Origin of the sequence: Rhodopirellula maiorica SM1 (genome assembly GCF_000346295.1) — a bacterium.
GTDB lineage: Bacteria > Planctomycetota > Planctomycetia > Pirellulales > Pirellulaceae > Novipirellula > Novipirellula maiorica.
Genome location: NZ_ANOG01000909.1, coordinates 1 through 4,163 on the forward strand (window position 1 = coordinate 1; position 4,163 = coordinate 4,163).

At 55.9% G+C, this 4,163-nt stretch carries 5 protein-coding genes; 3 read left to right on the plus strand and 2 right to left on the minus strand.

The genetic code is table 11. The annotated features are described in order from the left end of the window. Positions 1-733 (plus strand): phosphatase PAP2 family protein (locus RMSM_RS28850; RefSeq protein ID WP_008705653.1); only part of this gene is annotated, 733 nt, incomplete at its 5' end. Positions 734-903: 170 nt separating this feature from the next. Next, entirely contained in the window at positions 904-1,245 is a 342-nt protein-coding gene (locus tag RMSM_RS28855; RefSeq protein WP_008705655.1) for a translation initiation factor, read from the plus strand. Here RMSM_RS28855 and RMSM_RS28860 read toward each other — a convergent pair. Next, positions 1,222-1,695, minus strand: a complete 474-nt coding sequence (locus tag RMSM_RS28860; protein WP_008705657.1) for a hypothetical protein — start codon at positions 1,693-1,695, stop codon at positions 1,222-1,224. The two genes, RMSM_RS28855 and RMSM_RS28860, sit on opposite strands and share 24 nt — an antisense overlap. Before the next feature lie 273 nt (positions 1,696-1,968). Beyond that, positions 1,969-3,144 carry a hypothetical protein gene (locus RMSM_RS28865; protein ID WP_008705659.1) on the minus strand — a complete coding sequence of 392 codons (1,176 nt, stop codon included), beginning with the start codon at positions 3,142-3,144 and terminating at the stop codon, positions 1,969-1,971. A gap of 283 nt (positions 3,145-3,427) precedes the next feature. On the opposite strand from RMSM_RS28865, the gene RMSM_RS28870 reads away from it, so the two are divergent. After that, entirely contained in the window at positions 3,428-3,868 is a 441-nt protein-coding gene (locus RMSM_RS28870) for a response regulator (protein WP_081614366.1), read from the plus strand. Positions 3,869-4,163: the final 295 nt, after the last annotated feature.

Sequence of the window (4,163 nt, forward strand, 5' to 3'; positions counted from 1 at the left end):
GATGTGGATGTCGGGCATTTCGCTCTTGATTGTTCCCATGTTGACGCTGATTGACGTTCCGGTCGGTCGTTGGTTGGCGGTCAATCGGCCCTCGAAAGAGATCGCCAGCGTGTTTGAATTGGCCGGCTATTTTTCGCATGCAACCGGCGTGTTCTTGATACTGCTGTGCATCTTGCTGATGGCACCGCGTCGCCGCCGCTATGTGCCGCGGTTAGCCGTGCTGGCGATGGGGGCCGGAGCGGTATCGACGATCGCAAAAATGTTTGTCTTGCGCGAACGCCCCAGTCGAATCAATCTGGACATTGCGACTTATGACAAAGCGTGGCATTGGGTGTTCGATTGGTCGCTAGATCAGGTGGCCACGTTTGATGCAGGAACACGAGCCTTTCCCAGTTCGAACATGGCGGTCGCGGCGGCGTTCGCAATCGGGCTGGCCGCCGTGTTGCCGCGAGGACGCTGGGTATTCGCCATGATGCTGCTCGGCACGATGCTTCAGCGGATGTACTCAGGAGCCCACTTTATTAGTGACGTGTTTGGCGGAGCCGCCTTCGGATTGATCTGGGGTTATGTCTGCTTTCACCCCAAACTGCTCGGCAGCCTGTTTGACCGGATGGAATCCGAACGACGGCCCAAACGTCCGTTGTTCGAAGAAAAGCTGCCTCGCATTGACGAAGCGAAACAAGTCGATGAGGCTAAGAGTGACGACGACGAAGAAGGCCGAATCGCCGCGTGATCATCGCCAACGGCACGCCGCAAATGAGCCGAGTTGCCGTAAGGCACCGGTTCGAGCGTGGCACCCGGCCTCGCCTAGTCCCTGGCGACTAAAGTCGGTTAAGATGATCCGGGGCGATTCTACTCCCGCAGCGCACTCGACAGCTTTATTAACCCTTTTTTCCTGTAACGATGACACGACTATTCGCAGGCACGCCGTTCGATATTCCGCCCACCTGTGATCGTTGCGGTGAACTCGAAGAAGCGTGCAAGTGCCCACCGCCGGCTCACGAATACCTGCCAGCGGAAAAGCAAACGGCCAAGGTGTTCACCGAACGCCGCAAAAACAAACGGGTGATGACGATCGTCAAAGACTTGAATCCCGAGGAAACCGATTTGCCAAAGCTGTTGTCGGAGCTGAAATCGGCAATTGGGGCGGGGGGATCGCTGCAAGAAAACCAGATCGAAATCCAAGGCGATCACCTTGCCCGCGTGCAAGAGAAGCTCAAATCAATCGGCTACCGCGTCCGCTGAATCGTGGAGTTCTTGAGCCTCGCGGGGCAGCGGAATCGTACCGATAATTTTTCGTTCGCGGACCTCGTCGTCAAAATCTGTGTACAGACGCAGGAAACGAACACACAGCTGACGTCCCGTGACCCCTTTTTCGATATCGGGATAGTACCGGAAAAAGATCTGCAGCACGCGGACGACTTCTGCGCAGCTGCGGTCAACCAATTCGCGATCATCGCTGCGCAGTGCGATCGCAGCATGCAGAATCGTGCGGTCACCGCGATCGACAAAAAAGACGACGCCTTCGAAAAAGAGGCAGCGACCACGCAGGAATTCGAGCAGGCTAGCGTCATCGCCGACTTCATAGCGAGCCTCCGCTTGTGGCTGAAACCAATGACGAATCCGCTGCCACCATGACGGCGGAGCTTCATCGACCGATGGCGGAGACTGGTACGGATTCGGTGATTCACACACGAGCAGCTGCCATTTGTTGATCCCGCGGGGACAAGCCCGGAGCGGAGATCGGGAAAGATCAGCCAGAGATCGGCTTTCAATTTAGCATTTGTAGCTGCCACTTGTTGGCCCCCGCCGGGACAAGCCAGGCAGGAAGCATCGACGTTTCCGCTCCGGGCTTGCCCCGGCGGCAGAGGCAACTGGAGGCTACCAGCGAAGCGAAGCTCCGCAAAGGATCTCCGCCGGGCTTGCCCCGGCGGGATCGGCGGAATCGACGAATAGGATTCGAGTCGCTTACGCGGCTGATCGTTCTGCCTGCGTTCCAGCATTCTCGAGCCAGTGGATGATGCCCTTTAGGTCTTTGCTCCAAGTGTCGCTGACCCGTCGGGCACAGAAGCTGTGGAACATCAAGTCAATGGTTTCGCTGAGTGTCCGGATCGCATCAATTCGCTCGTCGACTTCGAAGTCGGCATCCTCGTCGACGTGAATCTTCGCTCCGCTGATGCCAAACGTCTCGGCTTGCAAAACGAGGTCGTATTGTTGACCGTCGCGAATCACGGTCATGCCCGATTTGCGAGGCAATTTTCCGGAGCGAATCGCATGCATCGCTTCGGGCAATTTGATCGGGCTCTCGTGCGAAATCGTCTCTTTTCCCGATTCACCCAACGGGCACTCCAACGAGAGTGTCTTGGTCAACATCACCGTGACTTCGGAATTGTCGGGCAACGTGAAGGTGTCCGAATCATTTTCCAGCGTCCACCACAACCACAGCAAAAATTCGTTGCCGAGAAAATCCGGTGCCTTGGAGTGTTGGTTGGTCCAGGCGAGATCACCGTGAGGGACGGCCGGAACAAAGTTTGCTGGGACGAGATCGTCGACTTCGGCATACAAGTCGTTTTCGATTGCCCACGCCTGCGCGATCGAACCCGCACTGATATGACGCAGTTCGACGTTAAAGACGCGTTCGAGCAGGTCGGCGCAGTGACCGCTGGCGGTGCCGGCGGTACCACCAAAGTAGAGCGTTTCGCGGGTGTGGTCCCACAGCAACGGGAACTGCTGCATTTTGCGATACTTGCCCGATGCCGCCTCGACTTCACAGCGTTGTTCGACCGCTTCTTTGGCTTCTTTACGGCCCGCTTTTGACACCACTCCGCTTGGACTATCTTTTGCCAACGCCAATAATTCCATTTGTAGCCACGCTTTGCGGATGGCCGAGGGAATTTGGTTGGTGTCGATGCGGATGCTGAAGTGAACCGCTTCGTCGAGCACGTTCTTGCTGACTTCAAACTCTTGGTCAAACAAGTGGGCTCCGCCGAGGAATCCGATATGAACGTTCTCTGCGGATGCGGTTTGGTTATTGCCAGCAACGTTTTGGGCAAGAAGTTCGATTTGTTCGTCACCGAACTCGGAAACTTCAAAACCACTGACACTAAATCTCTCGAATGCAAGGCTGCCGCCGAGGAATGGCATAGATGATCCCATTATCAATTGAGGGAATCCCTCGTCGATCGAGGGCGAACGAACAGGTTGTGTCCACGACTTATCGACTGCGGAGCGAGAACAGTTTGACTTGTGTTTTGACAAGTCTCACGACGTGACTACGTGACATGATCGCGTCTGCTAGACTTTAAAGTGCGATACGGTACAGTTCGCCTAATCGCAACAATGATGCGGGGGGATCCGAGGCACTCGCCGAGTATCCCTTTTGACGTTAGTTAATTTGCATTTTTGGACGACAGGAGCTTCACAGGTTATGACGTCTCATTCTTCATGTGAGCAGTCGACGGCGACGTCAGTAGACGCTTATGCGAGCGAGCCCGGTTTGCTTGTCGAGGACAACGTTCTTGTCCAGCAATCGCTGCTTCATGCGTTGGAGCTGATCGGATTTCCCGCACGTCCTGCCGCGGATGGCGAGCAGGCTCTGGCGATGTTGACCGAGACGCCGTATCGTTTCGTGTTGATGGATGTGCAAATGCCAGGAATCAGCGGCATCGAGGCGCTCGTGAAAATCCGCCAGCTCGAAGGGCCCAATGGGGATGTGCCGGTGGCTATTATGAGCGGCAATGATTCCGAAGTTGTTGCCGCCAAGGCGGCAGGAGCCGATGGGTTTGTGATCAAGCCGATTTCGGTGGCCGAGCTAGGTAAGGCGGTCCAGCAGCTAGTAACGCGACCGCGTCAGAGTCACGCCAAATAATGCTCTCGGGTGCTTTCTGGCCTGCCGTCGGTTTCGGGCACAATCATTTTGATGGTTCGGAACGGTTGAGCTTGCGGTTGAAGAGAAATGGCTGCTGTTCTGACGGTAGCGTTGATCGCCACGAAAGCGTCGTGAAGTTCAGTACCTGCTCCGAAAGATCGTGGTAAGTCGATTGGTTGTGCAGATGGATCAGCAGAGGCCTCGGCAGCTCATCCACTGCGTGTCAAGCTGGCGGACCATCCGCCATAGGTGCCCCAGTGCGCAAACGCCGTGCCAGAAATGTGTGAAATTCAAT

Coding starts and splice junctions, on each gene's coding strand:
- RMSM_RS28855 (WP_008705655.1), top strand. CDS start 904: ATGACACGACTATTCGCAGGCACGCCGTTCGATATTCCGCCCACCTGT.
- RMSM_RS28865 (WP_008705659.1), bottom strand. CDS start 3,144: ATGCCATTCCTCGGCGGCAGCCTTGCATTCGAGAGATTTAGTGTCAGT.
- RMSM_RS28870 (WP_081614366.1), top strand. CDS start 3,428: ATGACGTCTCATTCTTCATGTGAGCAGTCGACGGCGACGTCAGTAGAC.